The organism is Arthrobacter sp. 1088 (assembly GCF_031455315.1).
Taxonomy (GTDB): Bacteria; Actinomycetota; Actinomycetes; order Actinomycetales; family Micrococcaceae; genus Arthrobacter.
Genome location: NZ_JAVDSM010000002.1, coordinates 267697 through 285733 on the forward strand (window position 1 = coordinate 267697; position 18037 = coordinate 285733).

General features: G+C 61.7%; 13 protein-coding genes. 8 read left to right on the forward strand and 5 right to left on the reverse strand.

Features of this window, described 5'->3' with window-relative positions; genetic code table 11:
• Window positions 1–31 precede the first annotated feature (31 nt).
• The 8 genes from J2Y41_RS04170 to J2Y41_RS04205 all read left to right on the forward strand — a co-directional run bounded on the left by J2Y41_RS04170 (window position 32) and on the right by J2Y41_RS04205 (window position 10513).
• Window positions 32–1792, forward strand: coding sequence for a dihydroxyacetone kinase family protein (locus J2Y41_RS04170; RefSeq protein WP_309926393.1), 1761 nt, complete (start codon window positions 32–34; stop codon window positions 1790–1792).
• Window positions 1789–2259: a ribose-5-phosphate isomerase gene (locus J2Y41_RS04175; protein WP_224090067.1), complete on the forward strand. Its 471-nt coding sequence runs from the start codon at window positions 1789–1791 to the stop codon at window positions 2257–2259. Before J2Y41_RS04170 ends, J2Y41_RS04175 begins: the two co-directional genes overlap by 4 nt.
• Window positions 2243–3061 (forward strand): triose-phosphate isomerase family protein, encoded by an 819-nt coding sequence (locus J2Y41_RS04180; RefSeq protein WP_396133438.1) that lies wholly within the window; start codon window positions 2243–2245, stop codon window positions 3059–3061. The genes J2Y41_RS04175 and J2Y41_RS04180 overlap by 17 nt, the downstream gene beginning before the upstream one ends.
• Window positions 3058–3855 (forward strand): sugar phosphate isomerase/epimerase family protein, encoded by a 798-nt coding sequence (locus tag J2Y41_RS04185; protein WP_309926396.1) that lies wholly within the window; start codon window positions 3058–3060, stop codon window positions 3853–3855. Before J2Y41_RS04180 ends, J2Y41_RS04185 begins: the two co-directional genes overlap by 4 nt.
• 1 nt (window position 3856) lies before the next feature.
• Window positions 3857–4717 carry a phosphogluconate dehydrogenase C-terminal domain-containing protein gene (locus tag J2Y41_RS04190; RefSeq protein WP_309926398.1) on the forward strand — a complete coding sequence of 287 codons (861 nt, stop codon included), beginning with the start codon at window positions 3857–3859 and terminating at the stop codon, window positions 4715–4717.
• Window positions 4718–4974: 257 nt separating this feature from the next.
• Window positions 4975–7389 (forward strand): glycoside hydrolase family 3 N-terminal domain-containing protein, encoded by a 2415-nt coding sequence (locus J2Y41_RS04195; protein ID WP_309926400.1) that lies wholly within the window; start codon window positions 4975–4977, stop codon window positions 7387–7389.
• 55 nt (window positions 7390–7444) lie between these two features.
• Window positions 7445–8488, forward strand: coding sequence for a family 43 glycosylhydrolase (locus J2Y41_RS04200; RefSeq protein ID WP_309926404.1), 1044 nt, complete (start codon window positions 7445–7447; stop codon window positions 8486–8488).
• A gap of 171 nt (window positions 8489–8659) precedes the next feature.
• A complete protein-coding gene (locus J2Y41_RS04205; protein WP_309926406.1) occupies window positions 8660–10513 on the forward strand; it encodes a hypothetical protein in 1854 nt (617 codons plus the stop codon).
• Between the two features lie 203 nt (window positions 10514–10716).
• On the opposite strand, the gene J2Y41_RS04210 is transcribed toward J2Y41_RS04205, so the two are convergent.
• The 5 genes from J2Y41_RS04210 to J2Y41_RS04230 form a co-directional block, all read right to left on the reverse strand.
• Complete coding sequence (locus J2Y41_RS04210; RefSeq protein WP_309926408.1) at window positions 10717–11469, reverse strand: SDR family oxidoreductase; 753 nt, start codon at window positions 11467–11469, stop codon at window positions 10717–10719.
• Window positions 11466–13211: a hypothetical protein gene (locus J2Y41_RS04215; protein ID WP_309926410.1), complete on the reverse strand. Its 1746-nt coding sequence runs from the start codon at window positions 13209–13211 to the stop codon at window positions 11466–11468. The genes J2Y41_RS04210 and J2Y41_RS04215 overlap by 4 nt, the downstream gene beginning before the upstream one ends.
• Window positions 13211–14941, reverse strand: a complete 1731-nt coding sequence (locus J2Y41_RS04220; protein WP_309926412.1) for a DUF5060 domain-containing protein — start codon at window positions 14939–14941, stop codon at window positions 13211–13213. The genes J2Y41_RS04215 and J2Y41_RS04220 overlap by 1 nt, the downstream gene beginning before the upstream one ends.
• The gene (locus J2Y41_RS04225; protein WP_309926414.1) at window positions 14934–16208 is read right to left on the reverse strand and encodes an MFS transporter; all 1275 of its coding nucleotides are present in this window, start codon (window positions 16206–16208) and stop codon (window positions 14934–14936) included. The genes J2Y41_RS04220 and J2Y41_RS04225 overlap by 8 nt, the downstream gene beginning before the upstream one ends.
• A gap of 70 nt (window positions 16209–16278) precedes the next feature.
• Window positions 16279–18036 (reverse strand): DUF5060 domain-containing protein, encoded by a 1758-nt coding sequence (locus J2Y41_RS04230; protein ID WP_309926416.1) that lies wholly within the window; start codon window positions 18034–18036, stop codon window positions 16279–16281.
• Window position 18037 lies beyond the last annotated feature (1 nt).

Consider the following 18037-nt stretch of genomic DNA (forward strand, 5'->3'; position numbering starts at 1 on the left):
CACACCTTTAGTACAGCGCAGGAGATACCCCATGACCCGCCTCTTCAACGAGCCATCAGCTTTCGCTGACGAAATGATCGAAGGCTTCGTCGCATCGCACGGCCGCTGGGTCCGGCGTGTCCCCGGTGGCGTCGGCCGAAGCACCCGCAGTATCCCGGGCTCCGTGTCCTTGGTGATCGGGGGCGGCTCCGGTCACTACCCGGCGTTCGCTGGCTTGGTTGGCCAGGGGATGGCCCACGGTGCAGCGATGGGCAACCTCTTCGCGTCCCCTTCCGCCCAGCAGGTCTACAACGTAGCCAAAGCCGCGGACAACGGCGGCGGCATCCTGCTCGGCTACGGCAACTACGCCGGCGATGTCCTGCACTTCACCCAGGCCCAGGACAAGCTCCGCGCCGAAGGCATCGACTGCAGGAGCATCGCCGTCACCGATGACATTTCCAGCGCGCCCTTGGCCGAACGGCACAAGCGCCGGGGCATCGCCGGCGACCTCACGGTCTTCAAAGTGGCGGCAGCGGCCGCCGAAGCGGGCTACTCCATGGATGCCGTGGTGGAGATTGCCGAACGGGCCAACGACCGCACCCGTTCCTTCGGTGTCGCGTTCACCGGCTGCACGTTGCCGGGCGCGGACCACCCGCTCTTCACAGTTCCCGAGGGGCGTATGGCCGTGGGAATGGGCATCCATGGCGAACCCGGTATTGCCGAAACTGACGTCCCGACCGCGGATGAACTCGCCGAACTGCTGGTCAAGGACCTCCTCGCCGAAATCCCGGATGGCCTCACCGTCCGCGGAGCACGCGTCGTACCTATTCTCAACGGCCTGGGCAGCGTTAAGTACGAGGAACTGTTCGTGGTCTACCGCCGCGTGGCCCAACTCCTGGCCGAGGCAGGCATCCAAGCCGTGGACCCACAGGTGGGCGAGCTCGTCACCAGTTTCGACATGGCCGGGACGTCCCTGACGTTGTTCTGGTTGGACGCGGAGCTGGAGGCGTTGTGGCTTGCGCCCGCCGATGCCCCGGCTTTCCGCCGCGGTGCGGTCACAGCAACACCGCTCGACGCCGCACAACTCGCCGCCGGCAACGACGTGGCGGAGCGTTCCATCCCAGTTGCCTCCGTGGTCTCCCGTGATGCAGCAGTCCGTATCCTTGCGGCACTTGGTGCCGCGAAGGCAGTCATTGACTCAAGCGTGGACGAACTGGGCAGGATCGATGCGATCGCCGGCGACGGCGACCACGGCATCGGCATGGAACGCGGAGTCCGGGCCGCCGTGGAAACCGCGGCAGACGCCGTCGAACGCGGTGCCGGTGCCGGAACCGTCCTGAACCTGGCCGGTGATGCCTGGGCAGACAAAGCCGGTGGCACCTCCGGCGCCCTCTGGGGCATGGCCTTGCGGGCGGTTGGTGACGCCTTGGGTGATGTCAACGCGCCCGACGCCGGTGCTGTCGCCACCGGTGTGGCCGACGCCGCAGCCGCGATCATGAACTTCGGCAAGGCCAAGGTGGGCGACAAGACCATGGTTGACGTCCTGGTCCCGTTCCGCGACTCACTCAGCGAGGGTGTCCACCACGGCCAGTCCCTCACCGAAGCGTGGGGCATCGCCGCCACCATCGCCGAGCAGTCGGCCGAGGCGACAGCGAACCTGCTGCCCCTCATGGGCCGCGCCCGCCCGCACGCGGAAAAGAGCCTTGGAACTCCCGACGCCGGAGCCGTCTCCATGGCTTTGATCGTCCGGGCTATCCACAACACCCTCGCCGGGAACACCGCCGGGAAGATCTCAGTAAAGGAAACAGCATGAGCACCAAACTGCGCTTGGTCATAGGATCGGACGACGCCGGATTCGAGTACAAGGAGGCCCTCAAGGCCGACTTGGAAGCCAACGGTTTGGTGGAATCCGTGACTGACGTCGGCGTCGACGCGTCAAGCCACACTCCGTACCCGTCCGTGGCCATCGCAGCGGCTGAATTGATCGCCGCCGGCAAGGCCGACCGAGCGCTCCTGGTCTGCGGCACCGGCCTCGGCGTCGCGATCGCAGCGAACAAGGTTCCCGGCATCCGCGCCGTCACCGCCCACGATTCCTTCTCCGTGGAACGCTCGGTCCTTTCGAACAATGCACAGGTCCTCACCTTCGGACAGCGCGTGGTTGGGCTGGAACTCGCCCGCCGCCTCGCCAAGGAATGGCTCACGTACACCTTCGACGAAACCTCTGCCTCGGCCGAGAAGGTCACACTAATTAAGGACTACGAGGGTGTCACTTCCTGCTAACAACCCCGGGGTGAAATCCATGGCGGTCATCGGCGTGAGCCTGAAGATGTATTTCGGCTACCAGCGCTCCGTGGACTATTGCCGCGATGTCGCCACCATCGCTTTCAAGCACCCGGCCGTGGTGAGCGGCGACATCGAAGTATTCGTGCTGCCCACCCTGCCGGTCCTGCCCGAAGCGGCCCGGATCCTGGGGCAAGCCGGCGTTGGAACGGGAGCGCAGGACATCTTCTGGGAAGACGAAGGCGCGTACACCGGGGAGGTCGGCGGCAAGACCGTTGCAGAGCTCGGTGGCAGGTACGTCGAGGTTGGACACGCGGAACGCCGCAGGATCTTCGGCGAGGACGATCGTGTGATCGGCCTGAAGACTGCAGCTGCCTACCGCAATGGCCTCACGCCCGTGCTCTGCGTGGGCGAACTGAACGCCGGCTCCCCCGAGGAAGCCGTTGCCCACTGCACGGCAGAGATCGACGCCGCGCTCAACCGTGCCGCAACCCTTGGCCCCACAAACAGGACCATCGTGGCCTACGAACCGCAGTGGGCCATCGGAGCACCGGAACCTGCAACACCGGACTACATCAGCGCCGTGGTTCGTGGCCTGGACGAGCACCTCCGCTCGCTGCCGGGCCAGGAAAACAGCCGGGTCATCTACGGCGGCAGCGCCGGACCGGGCCTGATCACGGAACTGGACACCGCCGTCGCGGGCTTGTTCCTGGGCCGCTTCGCGCACGATCCGCAAGCGCTGAAGACCATCCTGGACGAGACAGCCGCACGGCTCGCCGCGGATAGGGCGGTGGCGGCATGAGCAGGATTGGACTCAGCAGCTACGCGTTCTTTTGGCAGCTCTCGGACCAGGTCAGTGAACCGCTGAGCATCCATGACGCCCTGCGGAAGGCCGCGGACCTGGGCGTGGACCTGTTCCAGATCTGCGATTACGCGCCGCTGGAAGACATGGACGACGCCGACCTCGCCGCCGTCCGCCGTACGGCAGACCAACTGGGAATCACCCTGGAAGTGGGGACGAAGGGCATCCGCCCGGAGCACCTGCGCAGGTTCCTGCATATCGCCCGGGTGCTGGGCTCGGACCTTTTGCGGACCATGTTCAACGTTCCCGGCCACACCCCGGACAACGAGGAAGCCGTGGCGATCTTTACCGAGGTGCTGCCCGAGTTTGAGGCAGCCGGGGTGAGGATCGCCGTCGAGACCTATGAACAGGTCCCCACGGAACGGATCCTGGACGTCGTCCGCCGCGTCAACAGCCCGTATCTCGGCATTTGCAGCGACCCCGCCAATACCGTGGCGGCGCTGGAGATGCCGCGGCAGGTGATTGACGCCGTCGGGCCTTACGTCCTGAATATGCACATCAAAGACTTTGCGTTCAGCCGCAAACAGGGATGGGTCGGGTTCACGTACTCGGGCGCACCCCTGGGCGAGGGCCTTCTCGACTACGACTACATGGTCGAAAAGATCCAGCCCAAAGAAAGAAACATCAACCAGATCGTCGAACACTGGCTGCCATGGCAGGACACCGAAGCGGAGACCATCCGCCTCGAAAACCAGTGGACCCAACAAAGCCTCGATTTCCTAAGGAGCAAGTGAAATGTCAGCAGAACAATTGACCGTCGCGGTTATCGGAGCCGGTGGCAAAATGGGGATGCGCGTTTCCCGCAACCTCCAGAAGTCCAGCCACACCGTCTTCTACAGCGAGAACTCCCCCGCCGGCCAGGAGCGCGTCCGCGCCGAAGGCCGCGAGATCACGGCGACCGACGACGCCGTCAAGTCCGCCGACGTCGTCATCCTCGCCGTCCCGGACACCGTCCTGGGCATCGTCTCCGAGGGCGTCGTCCCGCAGATGAAGGCCGGCGCGATCCTCCTGACCCTTGACCCGGCCGCCGCGTACGCAGGACTGCTGGCCAAGCGAGACGACGTTGTCCAGGCTGTTGCCCACCCGTGCCACCCGTCGGTGTTCCTGGAGCGCACCACCAAGGAAGAATGGGCCGATACCTTCGGCGGCCAGGGGGCCCCGCAGAACGTCGTAGCGGCCATCGACGACGACGCACCCAGCACCACCCGCGACGTAGCCGAAGCGGTCATCCGCACCATTTACGCACCCGTGATCGACGTTCACTGGGTCACCGTCAAGCAGCTCGCCATCCTGGAACCCACCCTGGTGGAAACCGTGGCCTGCATGATCGGCACCCTGCTCAACGAAGCACTGCACGAGACCGTCCACACAGCCGGGGTTCCCGAGGAAGCCGCCAAGGCCATGCTGTTCGGCCACGTCCAGATCGCACTCACCAACGCCCTGCGCGGGTCCAACCCCTTCTCCGAAGCCTGCGAAATCGCGATCCAATACGGCAAGGACACCATCATCAAGGACGACTGGAAGAAGATCTTCGACGACTCCGAACTGGACGGCGTCATCGCCAAGATGCTCAAGCTGGACGCCGTCAAGCGCTGAAACCTTCCCGGAGGTGCGGTGGTCACCATGCCACCGCACCTCGGGCCGTTAATGTCTGTAATTCAAACGCAGGCCGCATTTCCATTGCCTTCTGGAGAATGGCTCGATAACCTGACGTATAACGTTGCACGCGAGTGCAGCGTTTCACTTTGAAGTCCGGCGCCCTGTCGTCCGGCACGGCGGGGAGACCCCCGCTGTCCGGTTGGGCACGCGAATTTCCCTCAACCGGTTGAACGACTGCTGGATTGAGGACTTCCATGAGCGCACACGTCATAAAACCCTGGCTGGACACCGCGAAAGCCCCTGAAGACCGCGCAAACCTGCTTCTTCAGGAACTGAACCTTGACCAAAAGCTGGCCCAGGTTTCCTGCTACTTCCCCACGGACATCACCAGCACTGCCGACTTTGCCGAGCGTTTTCCCTTCGGAATTGGCCAAGTGTCCTGCCTTGAGGCCCGTTCGGCGCGATCGCTGGATGAAGTGACCGCGTTCCAACGGCGGATACAAACCGAAGCGATGGAGCGTTCACGGCACGGTATCCCCGCGATCTTCCACATGGAAGGGCTCTGTGGCGCATACCTGCCCGGAACCACCAGCTTTCCCTCCGGTCTGGCGCGGGCGGCAGGGTGGAACGTGGATGTAGAACGCAGGATCGGCCAGATCGTAGGCAAACAGGAACGTGCTGTCGGCATCACCCACACGCTGGCACCTGTTCTGGACATCTCACGCGACCCACGAATGGGCCGACAAGGCGAAACCTACGGTGAAGATCCGGCTCTGGCCTCCGCACTAGGCGTCGCTTACACGCAGGGGTTGCAGGGCCAGGACCTGGCCGGTCGGCGAACAGAGGCGGTAGCAAAGCACTTCGTCGGTTCACATCACACAGAGGGCGGGATCCACGGCGCCCACTGCAACGTGCCGGAACGCACCCTCATGGAGATTTACGCCAAGCCCTTCCAGGCTGCTATTTCAGAAGCCGGATTGAGGGGAGTGATGCCTTCGTACAACTCCGTAGGCGGGGAACCAGTCACAGCGTCCGTCAGACTCCTTAGAACAGTCTTGAGGGAACAAATGGGTTTCGACGGCCTGGTCGTCTCCGACTATGGCGCCGTGGGCAATCTGCACTCCGTACAGCGTGTCGCACAGTCCCCCGCGGAGGCCGGGCTGGCCGCTTTGCGCGCAGGCCTGGATGCTGAGCTCCACGTACCCCAAGGCTTGGGCCCGGAACTCAGGACGTGGTTTGCAGAGGGACGCGCCGACATTGCTTTGCTGGACCGGGCAGTGCAGCAAGTGCTTCAAGCAAAATTCCGCATGGGTCTTTTCGAGCATCCATTCGCCCCCGACCCTGACGAGCGGGACGCCTCATTTAACGTGGCCTCTGACACGGCAGTTTCCCTCCAATCAGCACGGGAGTCGCTTGTCCTGCTCAGCAATGATGGCGCCCTCCCCTTGCGGCCACCAAACGTGAGGAAACTGGCTGTCATCGGCTGCCACGCCACCACCGCAAGGTTTTTCTTTGGCGGCTACACCCATTATTCAATGGCAGAAGGAAAGCTTGCCGCCAACGCTTCAATGGCCGGACTGGCCACCAGCGGCGATGCCCTCAGGACTATCCGCGATACCGTTCCCGGGACGACGATCGAGGCTTCTGACGGCGCTGTATTCGAGGAATTGCTGCAGTATCAGAAGCCACACATCCGCAGCCTCATGGATGAGCTCGTTGAGCGGATGCCCGGGACAGAGGTGGAGTGGGCCTACGGGTACCCCATCGCAGGTGCTGACGAATCCGGGCACGAGGAAGCCTTAGCGCTGGCGGCTGAAGCCGACGTCGTACTTTTGACGCTCGGAGGCAAGCACGGCACGGCATCCATTGCTTCGATGGGTGAAGGAATAGACGCAACGAACATCAACCTTCCGGCCTGCCAGGAACAGCTCATTGTGAAACTGGCGCAACTGGAAAAGCCCATGATCGGAATCCATTTGGATGGCCGCCCGGTTTCCAGTGACGCAGCAGACAAGTACTTGTCAGCACTCCTGGAAGCATGGAGCCCTGCCGAAGGGGGCGCGGAAGCGATCGTTGACGTCTTGATTGGCGAACAATCTCCCAGCGGCCGACTTCCAGTCAGCATTGCCCGGAACGCCGGCCAGGTCCCGGTCTACTACAACCATCCCCACGGATCCTCCTGGCACCAAGGAGAAAGCATAGGATTTCCGGACTACGTCGACTCACCTCACACTCCGCGGTATGTCTTCGGACACGGGCTGTCCTACACCACCTTCGACTACTCGGAACTCTCAGTGTCCAAGGATCACATTCTGGCCAGCGACGGGTTCGATGTTTCCTTCTCCCTCACCAACACAGGCGATCGGGCAGGGACTGAAGTCGTGCAGATTTACGTGAGTGACAGATTTGCTTCCATGTCCCGCCCCGTTTTGGAACTCGCCGGCTTCCGCAGGGTGACTTTGGAAGCGGGACAGAAAACCCGCGTGGACTTTCACCTTAAGACGTCTCAACTGGCCTTCCTCGATGCTGCGATGCAATGGAAGGTCGAAGCGGGCGATGTGGACATCCTGGTCGGTGCTTCGTCCGCTGACATCCGGTTGAAGAGCACGATACACATAGATTCAGACGCACTGATAGACGGTAGGAACAGGTCCTTCTACGCCGGCTAATGCCAACCGCACACATGCATCCTTACCAACATCTCACAGACAAGGCGTGACTCCCATGACACCCAGCATCCGCCCCGGCGAAATCATGCACGACGCCGAAGGCAAGCGGATCCACATCCATGGTGGCTCCATCCTCGCAGTTGATAGGCAGTACTACTGGTACGGCGAGGATAAATCCCAGTCAACGCCAGCCACGGGACGATGGCACAGCGGGGTCAGGGCGTACCGCTCCTCCGACCTACTGACCTGGCACGATCTCGGAACCATCATTCCGGCGGAGCCGGATGTTCCTGACTCTCCGCTGCATCCGGAATCCATGATGGACCGACCCCACATCGTTCGTCACCCCACTACTGGAAACTTCGTTTGCTGGATGAAAGTGATGCATGCAGACGGCAAGCAGCGCTCCTGGGTCTACCAGGCTGAGCGCTTCGAGGGACCCTACAGACTCGTGCAACAAGGATTCGAACCTTTAGGGATGAGTGCCGGCGACTTTGACTTGGTCATCGACCCTGAAACCGGACGAGGCTATTACTTCTTTGAACGGGTTCATTCCGAACTCATCTGCGCAGACCTGACCGACGACTTGACGAATGTGACGGGGACTTACAGCTCCCATTTCCCGCACCCGCATCCTCCGTTCGTCAGGGAAGCGCCTGCCTATTTTCGCCATGAGGGCCGCCATTACCTCATCACGTCAGGTACCAGTTGGTACTTCCCCAACCGCTCCGAAATCGCAGTCGCCGACGATTACCACGGACCTTGGACAGTTCTGGGGGACCCGCACAGAAACGATTCGACGGGCACATCTTTCCACTCGCAAATATCCTCTGTCTTCACCCTCGACAATGGACGTCACATCGCGCTTGCCGATCGGTGGCTCCCCGACATGCCTGACGACATGATCCGGCGCTCGTGGGATGCAACAGAAGCCCAGTTCACGGGCGGAACACCCGACCCGGAGATTGACGCGTTCGTTAAGGCAGGAGCTCCCGACACCTCATCTGCCCGTCACGTGTGGCTCGAGGTCCGGTTCGAAGGCCAGCAGCCCGTCATCGACTGGCAGGACGCGTGGAGTCCCCAGGACCACACACCTTAGGACGACCTCGGCGGCTTATGGAAGCCTAACTCCTCAATCTTGTCAACCGGTTGACCGATTTAGGTGTCAGCGATAAGCTCCTGAAACGTTCCATTGTGAGCGTTTCCCCACTCCCCCGGCGCACACAAAGATCGTCTGCGCACCCCCTGGGGCCCCCAATGAAGGAGGACCATGACCATCAATCCCACTCTGGCTCGTCACGGCGGGATCGGTATCCTGACAGCATCGCTGCTGCTCGGGACCGGCCTCGGAAGCCCTGTACCGGCGACAGCAGCCGCACCTGAGTGCGGCGCAATCGCCGGCGCCATGCAGATCACTGCCGACTGCATCGACCCGCAGTACACCAAGCCCGTCATCGACAGCGAAACGGACGAAACAGCTCCGGTCGCCCACCACAGGATTCGCGGGCATTTCGAGGGCACCAACATCCAATTCACCGTCTACTTCCACACCAAACAGGACCTCAGCAAATGGGAGGGGCGCTTCTTCCAGTACACCTACCCCACGGCCTTCACCCCCGAGGAGGACACCTCCCAAGCCGACGAGCGCGCCATAGGGTTCGCGCTTTCCAGCGGAGGCTACGCAGTTCAGGCGGGTAACAAGTCCTTGGCGTTGGGGTACCGGCACACAGCCGCAGCTGCGAAGTTCGCCGAAACACTGGCCGCGAAATACTACGGAAGCAACCGGAAGATTTCGGGTTATCTTTATGGCCCAAGTGGCGGCTCCTACCAGACGATCGGCGCAACCGAGAACAGCACCGGCGTCTGGCAGGGGTTTGTACCGATGGTCCAAGGCGTCCCTCAACCCACCAGTTACAACTTCCTGGGCCGCTCAGCCGCTGAGCTGATTCTCGGCGACAAGTCCGAGCAGATCCGCAACGCACTTCTCCCAGGCGGCAGTGGAAACCCCTACGCGGGCCTCGATGCGGCCGAGCAGGCAATGCTGAGAGAAGTTCACGCACTCGGAATCCCCTGGAAGGGCTGGGAGTTCCCTGACTACCTCCTTGGACGTTCGGATCAGTATCCTAATGGTCTCGACTCCAGCGCTCCGCTGTCGTTCGACCCAACGTATGCCGATGACTTCTGGAACGCTGCAGGGTATCTGGGCACTGAGGACTCCCCGTTGGGAGTCAGGGTCCGGGCTGAACTGGCGAAGATGGGCGACACGGTCGATAACCGCTGGAACATAGCCAACCGCTTCTACTACCGCTACCAGACCCCTCCAGCGGGCGACGGCTGGGTAGGCCTGCAACAATTCCTCAAGGCTGACGGCACGGCCCTATATCCACAGCGGCCCGTGAAGGATCCGGGCTTCTACGGATTCGTGTCCGGAAACACAGCCTTCGACGGCTCCATCAACGGAAAAGTCATTGTGGTGGACAACCTTTACGACACCGACGCCTTGCCCCTGCACGCCGATTGGTACAGGAAGCGTGTCGAGGCCAGCCTGGGCAATGCAGCGTCTGACAGCTACCGGATCTATTACAACGACCACGCTGACCACCAGAACGCACCCGTCTCGGGGGAACGAGCCAAGCACCTGGTCAACTGGTACGGCATGGCAGAACAAGCCCTCCGCGATGTCGCCGCGTGGGCCGAAAACGGCGTAAAGCCGCCAGCATCCACTAACTATGAGATTTCGGATGCCCAGGTCGTCGTGCCTGATAACGCAGTGGCCCGGCGAGGTATTCAGCCTACGGTTGACCTGACAGTCCAAGGTAAGGAATCCGCCACCGTAAAGGCCGGTCAATCAGTGAAGCTCACAGCCAAGGCTCAGGTGCCTCCAGGCACTGGCGAGGTAGTCAAGGCCGAATGGGACCTGGACGGCGACGGCGTATATGAGAACGCGCCGCTGACCCGCATCGGGAACGTAGTTACCGTGCAGACCGACGCCTCCTTCGACGCGCCTGGTACTTATCTGACAGCACTCCGGATTTCATCGGAACGCAATGGCGATGCAACGGCCACGTTTGCCTTGGCTCAGAATCTCGACCGCGCCCAGATCGTCGTGACTCCGGGCGGCTAAAGACCACCTCCTGACACGAACGGATGCCGCTACATGTCCGGGGCCCAGCTGATGGCTGGACCCCGGTCATAGTCGTGCATGGGTCATAGTCGTGCACAAGCCAGCGCCGTTTTCCTCAGGAGCAACGGCTGGAATGCCTGGACAAAACTGAAGGCCCCCGCCAGAGATTGGCGAGGACCGTCTCAGAATTCTGCAGGGAACGATCAGAGAGCCGTCAGGCCACCATCGACCGTGAAAATGCCCCCGGTTGCATACGCTGAATCGTCGCTGGCCAAGTAAACCATGATGCCTTCGACGTCGGCAGCCCGGCCCGCCCTTCCGAGCATTGTGGCGTTCACCAACCCGGCCCGGCTCTCGGGGTCATCAGCGATCGTCTGGACGAGGGGCGTTTCGGTGTACCCAGGGACCACGATGTTGACCCGGATACCGGAGGCTGCGTAGTCCGCGGCGACCACGCGGGCAAGACCATGAACTCCCGCTTTGGAGCTGGTGTAAGCCGAGAAGGTCTGTCCGCAGGCCACAACTGCCGTGGGGCTCCCCGTGACGATGATCGATCCTCCACGGCTTTGCATGGCACGGACAGCGTGCTTAAGGGTCAAGAAGGCGCCGCGCTGGTTGATGGCCACGGTGCGTTCCCAAACTTCAAGGTCCAGGTCTCCGACCTTTGCGTCTTGTCCGAACAGTTGAACTCCAGCGTTGGCGACAACAATATCCAGGGGCTCACTTGCCAGGCTGAACGCCTCCCGGACGCTGGCCTCGTCGGAGACATCCATGTGCACTGGCAGTGCACGGTCGGTGCCGGTCTCAGCGGCTGCCTTCGCGGCCGCTTCAATGTTGACGTCCGCGAAAAACACCTTCGCACCCTCAGCCGCGAATCGTTGGGCTACCGCCAGTCCTATGCCGGAACCCGCTCCAGTGACAAGGGCGCTCTTGCCCGAGAGTCGATTGCTCGTCATGTTGTCCTTCTTTCTACTGGTATGTGTTGGAAAATAGCTGTCCATGGTTCAAGCACCAGATCCGTGCTGGTGCCGTCGGGCAGTTGGACGCTCTCGGTCTTCCGATTGGCTGTCAGGTTGGCCGCGTAAAGGGCAATGCCGTCCTCTGCCTGCACTGGGTACAGAACAAGACCGCGCCGGCTCCCTTGTGTACCAAGGATGTTGCGGCCACGTTGGGCGGCGATGGAACTCAAGATGTTCCCGGCCGGTGTCAGACCCGTGGATGAGCTGATGCCGCAAGGCCCTGTCGCTTCGAAGTAACTGATGCTCCGAATGCCGGGGATGCTGAGGGCCGCGATACTGCCCAGCATCCACGCCGCCGCAAAGGGCTCTGCTTGGAGCGGATCGCAGGAAGCCTCGGCGGTTCCGTCCAGACCTCCTGATGTGGATACAGCATTGAACCGCGGTTTGAGCGTGACCGGGCCAACGTGAAGCGGACGGCCCCCGGAGATCCGCAGTGCGTTGCGTGCCGTGAGCCGCTGCATCGGCAGGCTCTCGACCAGATGGGGGACCTCGGTGGCATGCATCTGGGGCGTGATGCTGTAAACCAACGCCTCGGCATCGGAGGGCAGTAGGTGGGCGTTGCGGTTGAGCTCGGTGAAATGCGATCGGGCGCCCGCGATGAGCGAGGTGGTCAAACCTGCCTCGTCCGCCGCGGACTTCAAAGCCTTCCACAGGTCCGGTTCCGTAACGTGGCTGGTGGAATGGAAAACGCCGAGCCGTGCAACATTCCGGGTGGGAACCAGTTGCAGCAATCCCGGTACTTGACCGGGTGTTTCGGCGCTGATCCGGACATCCAATGGCACCTGAAGGGCCTTGGCCTGTTCGGCGGCCTGCTTGGCCAATTCGGCAACTTTTGGCGCTCCGGCCACAAGCTCAACCAGTACGGACTCCACCCCCTGAAGGACCCCGGATTCTGCCTGCGGCTCAAGGGTTGAGGCTACGGGCATGGACAGAGCCGGTACCACAGACACAACGTCGGAGGTGATGGCCAGGTCCCCGACGCGGCTGGTCTCGGGTTGGGGTTCCTGACCAGTCGATGCCGTCAGCGTCACGCTTTGACTGACCCGGCTTCCCGCCGGCACGTCCATTGGGAATGGCAGAGCCAACGGCCGGCTGTACGTTTTAAAGGAGGCGTCAGTCCAGTTGCGCTGGTCTTCCGTTTCGAAAACATCGCCGGTAAATGCCAGATTGAAGTCCACCCCGTCACGCTGCCACTGCATACTGGCGACATTCTGGAAAGGCTGATGCGGGCTGATCTCTACCGGGAACCTCGACGGCGTGAGGTCGCCGGAGCGTCCCCCGATAAGAACGTCCCGTCCTGCGTCATCAGGCCTGTGAAGCACAACCAGCCCGATGCGGTTGCTTTGGAAATCGGCAGGCGACTCCCCCTCGAACACCACCACAAGGGAATCGGCGGAAAAAACGATGCTCAATGCCGCGTTGTACTGGCAGCCGAACCCGTCGAATTCGATGTCAAGGACCAAGCGCGTGCCCTCCCCCGCTGGAAGGCGTTCAACGGCCCGAACGACCGGGACCAGCGTTTGCCAGTCCCGGTCCCGGACAACCGCGCGGATTCCCCGCAGCACCGGAATGCCTCCGTAGCTGATGTCGGCGATTTCGTCGTTGCGTAGTTCAGCCCGCCAACCACCTGCCTCAACGACGTCAGATGCTGCGAAGAGCCGTTCACGGTTGTTCGTCATTACGATGCCTGGTTTACGCGTACGCGCACAGCCATGTAGGGACGGACGGGAAGCTCAACCCTCGTCCGGCCTGAGTAGTTTCCAGGCAGCGTCTCAATGGTCATGGCCCAGGTGTCAATGACGTCGATGAAAGCATCGCGTCCTTCAGGGATTCCCAAGGTGACGTACCGGTACTGGCTGTAGCCGTTGTAGTGGATTTCGTACTCCCCTGCGACGCCCCCGGCAGGAGTGGGAGCCGTAAGCGGCAGAGGCTCAAGCCGTCCCGTCGGGGACTCGGCGACAAGCTTGTCGAGGAAGGCGATCCTGTCTGCGCTCTGACCGACCAGTTCCCCGCCCTTGGCCCACCAGAGTTCGTCGTCGGGGCGATAATAGGTCTCGCCGTGCGTATAGTAGCCGCCGCGCAGATTCGTTTCCCAGACGCGTCGGACAACCTCTTGGGCCGAAAGGCTGCCCCATTCATATTCGAGGTCGCCTTCATAGCCGATTTCATCCATAATGACCGGTTTGCCCCACTTCTCGCGCAGATCCTCAACCAGCTCAGCCGACTTGTAGTAGTCCACTTTCTGCAAACTGCAATGGGTGGCCCACCGCGCAGTGAAGTCGTAGATCCGCGTGCCGTTGTGGATGGACAGAAGGTGGTTGGCGTGATCTTCTTCCGTGACGATCTTCGCGAAGCGCTCCCAGTCTTCAGGCGTTTTTGTAGTTACGAAGTCATATTCGTTGGCCAAGGACCACCACACGTTGGGGATGGCCGCCAGGCGGCGCACGATGTAGCGAAGGTACCGGTCATCAGCTGCGGCTCCCAAATCCTGGAAGCCCCAACGGTCGTAGGGGTGGAAGAGGATGACGTCGGCTTCGATGCCCAGCTTGCCGAGGTCGCGGATGCGGTTTTCGAAGTGCTGGAAGAAGGTCGGGTCAAAGCGGGTCGTGTCCCAGGTTTCGCCGTCGCGTTCGAAGGGGTAAAGGTCGGGATCGTTGTCGTTGAAAATGAACGCCTTGGGAAAGACGCACATCCGGACTTTGGTGAACGGGCTGGTGGACAGCGTCTCGAGGGTCTTCCTTTCCAGCTCGGGACTCTGGTGTGTCCAGGCGTACAGGGTGGTCCCCACTGGCCGGTACACCTCGCCGTCGGCGTAGGAGAAGTGGAAGGTCCCGGCAACACGGACGGCTCCGCGGGCCGTGCCGGCCTCAACACGTATGGTGCCGGTGTGCCCGTTAAGGGACCTGGCGGTTGACTCGGTCCGGAACTGCCATTGCCCTGCCGTCTCGGGAAGGAAGCGGACGACATACCGGCCGTTGCCGTCGTAGAAGCCACCCGCACGGATTTCTTCGCCGTTCAGGGAGAAGTACGCATGCAGCTCAACGTCGGTGAACGGGTTGCCGTGGGACGGCCCTTCGAAGGCGATTTCCACAGTTTCATGGACCTGTCCTGTTTCCGGCGCGGTTAGCGGCGCGGATGCGTGGGGAACGTCCGACCCTTCATAGGCAGGGTCGGGTTCGATCGCGGGTTCCTGGACGCGATCCGGGACCTCGACGACGGATAGTTGCGACCACAATTTCTGCTGGGCTGCTTCTTTCACACGCAAAACAGTCACCAGAGCTCCGATGGGCAGATCCAGTGCACCCCCAAATTGTTCCGGGTTGGTGACAACTTCAGGCAACGCTTCGGACAAGGCGGCCCGTCCGGCTTCATAGTCGAGTATCAATCGGGCTTTCGTATGTTCACCCATAAACGCCATGGTCTGCTTCTTTCTCTTGAGGTGACGCGTTGTGCAGGCGCCTTCTGATGTAAATTTGCCAAATGCCCGCAGTCACCAGGGCCACGAACATTAGGGTGGCGGCCCAAAACGGCAGGACGTCCAGTGAGAGGTGGTCAATCACTACTCCGCCCATGAAAGCTCCTCCGCCGATGCCGACGTTGAAGGCAGTTGTTTGCAGGGCGGCCGCAACGTTGCGCATCCCTGGGGATGCAGACATCATCATTCGCGTTTGCAGCATGACCGGCACACCACCGAATACCGCGCCCATCAATCCCGACAACAGCCATACAGAAGGCTCGGACCCAACGACGGCCGGAAGGGTGAAAAACAGCCCCACAAGGACAGCGATGGAACCGAGGAAGAGCCGAATGGGGAACTTGTTGTACAGAATCCCGGTCAGGGCGACGCCCACGGCGCTGGCAACGCCACCGACGAACAGCATGATGGGAACTGCCGGAGGTGCCACATGGGCTAAGTCCAGCAGCCACACGACGTTGAAGGTTCCAAAACTGTTCTGGGCGGCCACCACGAGGGTGATGAGGACGCAGACGATCAGGATCGCCGGCAGCGTCGGATCCCGGCGGACCGCGGAAGTCGTGCCGGACGAAGGCTTGGCGCCCCGGATGGCGACAGATGGCAACTTCCAGGCCATCAACATTCCTGTCACGACCACGAGAGCTGCCAGTACGCCGAATGAGACGCGCCACCCGAAGGCCTGGCCGAGCGCGTTTCCAAGGGGTATTCCGAGGACTCCCGCCACGGATCCACCGGCGGCGGTGAGCGCGGTTGCTTTGCCAAGCTGGGTGGGCCGAACAAGGTGGGCGGGGTAAGCGGCCACCACGGACCAGAAAGCACCATGGGCGAGGGCCCCCAATACGCGTGCCGCCAGCAAGAATTCAAACGACGGCGCCAGGACCGTGGCAATGTTGCCGAGACCAATCAGGGCAAAAGCAACCAGAATCAATGCCTTACGCTGGACCCGGCGGGTAAGCAGGGCAACAGGCGCTGCCGTAACGATGACAGTTAGAGCGAAGACCGTAATGAGGTGTCCAACTTCGCCCGGCGACCTGTCGAAGTCTGCGGCAATCTGAGGAATCAGTCCGCCTGGCAGAAACTCGGTGGCCATTGAAATGAAGATTGCTGCTGAGAGCGCGAGAAGTCCGTACAGGGGAAAGCTGTCGGTGGATACTCTCACGGCTTGTTGCCCTGAAGGGTCCGGTTTCACGGAAGAAGTCATCCTGTTTCCTCACAAGATTGATGTTTCCTGCCGCGAAGACTGCGGATCAGAGGCCGTCTCGGCCCGGAGCTTAGCTTGAATTGGTGGCGCGTCGGACCCGGATTGCGATGTATTCGCGACCGGGCAGCTGAACGATGACCCGGCCTTCGACCGGTTCCGGCAATGTAGTTATCGTCATGTTCCACGTATCGATGATGTCTACATGCCAGGCTGAGCCGGGCGGAACCAGTACCGAGCGGAAACGTGGCCGCCCTATACCCAGGTATATGACCCGGTGGTCTTGGTCTCCTCCGGTGCGTGAATCCCAGTCTCCAGGGAGCGGATCCCATCGAGCACTGGGCGCCTCGGCCAGCAGGCGCCGAAGAAACCCGATTCGTTCGGGTGATTGACCCTTCAGCCCGCCTCCTTTGGCCCACCAAATGATGTCGCCGTCGTCAAGGTATGTCTCCCCGTGGGTGACGTAGCCGCCCCGGACTGCACCCTCCCAGCAGCGGCGAACCAATTCCTGGGGGCTAAGGTTGCCCCAGCCTTCGGCGACATCTCCTTCATAGCCGACTTCATCGATGACTGCGGGCTTCCCCCATCGTTGGCGCCATATGTCGGTGTTCTCGGCGGACAGGTAATTGTCCGTGCGTTGGATGCTGCAGTGGGTCACCCATGGCCGGGAGTAGTCGTAGAAGGAAGCTCCGTTATGTATGGAGAGCAGGTGCCCGGCATGGTCTTCCTGGCATACGATTGCGGCAAACCGCTCCCAGTCCTGCTCGTTCTTGGTTTGCATGAAGTCGTATTCGTTGGCCAGGGACCACCAGACATTGCGGGTGGCGCCAAGCCTGCGGACGATGTAGCGCAGGTAGAGGTCATCCGCCCAGGCCGGCATGGCGGAGAACCCCCATCTGTCATAGGGGTGGAAGAGGATCAGGTCCGCTTCTATCCCCAGTGCTTGGAGACCGTCAATCCGCTGTTCAAGGTTGCGGAAAAAGGCGGGGTTGAACCTGCTGAAGTCCCAGCTGCCGTCAGGATTCTTCTCAAAGGCGAAGCTTTCGGGCTCATTCGCGTTGTAGGAGTACGACTTCGGGAACACGCACATGCGGATCTTCGTAAAGGGGCTTTCGGCCAGGGTGCGCAGTGTCCGTTCCTGCAATTCGGTGCTTTGGTTGGTCCAGGCATAGGCGGTGGTCCCGAAAGGCAGGTAGGGTGTCCCGTCGGCGTATGCGAAGTGGAAGGTGTCACGAATACCTACAGGACCACGGTTGCCTTCCTCTGGCGCCGCGGCCTCAACTGCGCCTCTGGCTCCGTGGAGTTCGTCGGCATTTGAAGTCACCGTGAATTGCCAAGTGCCGGCCCGTGGTGGCATAAACCGAATACGGTACGTGCCTTCGCCGTCGTAAAAACCGCCTACGCGTACTGCTTCGCTGCCGGAGCGGAAAGTCGCTTCGAGTTCAACGTCCGTGAAGGGATTCCCGGTTGATGGGCCTGCCAGCACAACTTCGGCCACGCCCCACTGTTGGGAAGGGATCGCCGGGCACTTGGCCGAAGTGTGCACATGCTCGCTGGCTTTCCTGTCTCCCGAGGTGGCAGGCTTCGGGGCATCGGCAGTTGCAATCGTGGGGGACGATTCGACGGCGGCCATATCCTTCCAAAGTGCCGCAAGGTCCGGTGACTGCTCCCCTACCCCGCGTGCCCAGTGCGATACCTCGTCCAGGGTGGCCAAAGGCGTTAGGGACCAGTCATTCCACGTCGCGAATCCGGGAAAGTGCAGCTCCAGAACCTGGGAAGCGGCAGGGTCTGCCAGGATGTCCCTGAGCAAAGCATTCTTCGTGAAAGGCATG

What these genes read in the sequence shown, in the direction of transcription:
- J2Y41_RS04170 (WP_309926393.1), top strand. Translation starts at nt 32, where the DNA reads ATGACCCGCCTCTTCAACGAGCCATCAGCTTTCGCTGACGAAATGATC.
- J2Y41_RS04175 (WP_224090067.1), top strand. Translation starts at nt 1,789, where the DNA reads ATGAGCACCAAACTGCGCTTGGTCATAGGATCGGACGACGCCGGATTC.
- J2Y41_RS04185 (WP_309926396.1), top strand. Translation starts at nt 3,058, where the DNA reads ATGAGCAGGATTGGACTCAGCAGCTACGCGTTCTTTTGGCAGCTCTCG.
- J2Y41_RS04190 (WP_309926398.1), top strand. Translation starts at nt 3,857, where the DNA reads ATGTCAGCAGAACAATTGACCGTCGCGGTTATCGGAGCCGGTGGCAAA.
- J2Y41_RS04195 (WP_309926400.1), top strand. Translation starts at nt 4,975, where the DNA reads ATGAGCGCACACGTCATAAAACCCTGGCTGGACACCGCGAAAGCCCCT.
- J2Y41_RS04200 (WP_309926404.1), top strand. Translation starts at nt 7,445, where the DNA reads ATGACACCCAGCATCCGCCCCGGCGAAATCATGCACGACGCCGAAGGC.
- J2Y41_RS04205 (WP_309926406.1), top strand. Translation starts at nt 8,660, where the DNA reads ATGACCATCAATCCCACTCTGGCTCGTCACGGCGGGATCGGTATCCTG.
- J2Y41_RS04210 (WP_309926408.1), bottom strand. Translation starts at nt 11,469, where the DNA reads ATGACGAGCAATCGACTCTCGGGCAAGAGCGCCCTTGTCACTGGAGCG.
- J2Y41_RS04215 (WP_309926410.1), bottom strand. Translation starts at nt 13,211, where the DNA reads ATGACGAACAACCGTGAACGGCTCTTCGCAGCATCTGACGTCGTTGAG.
- J2Y41_RS04220 (WP_309926412.1), bottom strand. Translation starts at nt 14,941, where the DNA reads ATGGGTGAACATACGAAAGCCCGATTGATACTCGACTATGAAGCCGGA.
- J2Y41_RS04225 (WP_309926414.1), bottom strand. Translation starts at nt 16,208, where the DNA reads ATGACTTCTTCCGTGAAACCGGACCCTTCAGGGCAACAAGCCGTGAGA.
- J2Y41_RS04230 (WP_309926416.1), bottom strand. Translation starts at nt 18,036, where the DNA reads ATGCCTTTCACGAAGAATGCTTTGCTCAGGGACATCCTGGCAGACCCT.